The sequence below is a fragment of the Nitrosomonas supralitoralis genome (assembly GCF_003011925.2).
GTDB lineage: Bacteria > Pseudomonadota > Gammaproteobacteria > Burkholderiales > Nitrosomonadaceae > Nitrosomonas > Nitrosomonas supralitoralis.
In genome coordinates this window covers 1-373 of the sequence record NZ_PXXU01000211.1, presented here as the reverse complement: position 1 = coordinate 373, position 373 = coordinate 1, and the positions used below count along the sequence as shown (strand labels likewise).

Genomic DNA, 373 nt, shown 5'->3' with positions numbered 1-373 from the left:
TAAACGAGAATTAGCAGAAGTGAAGATGGAGCGTGACTTTATAAAAAAGTGTGCGACGTATTTCGCGAAGCTCATTTGATAAATTCGGCGGTGAGATACGGTCTGATTGAATCGATGCGACTAAGATATCCGATTGCGCTCATGTGCCGGGCATTTGATGTTTCGGAGAGCGGCTTTCATGTCCAAGGACTCGTCCGGTCTGTAAACGTAAGCAGGAGAATACAAGACTGGAAATAGAAATACTGGCCGCACACCAACGTACACGAGAGACCTACAGTGCCGAGCGCTTGCATCATGACTCGGCCGATCACGGAGTACCAACCACGCCATACCGCACTAACATTGCGCAAAAAAATGAACTTGCGTTGCAGGC

General features: G+C 48.3%; 1 protein-coding gene. It reads right to left on the bottom strand.

Annotated elements, in window-relative coordinates; translation table 11 throughout:
* Positions 1–176: 176 nt before the first annotated feature.
* Positions 177–373, bottom strand: a 197-nt coding sequence (locus C7H79_RS18600; protein WP_206781780.1) for a hypothetical protein, incomplete at its 5' end; no start/stop codon positions are given.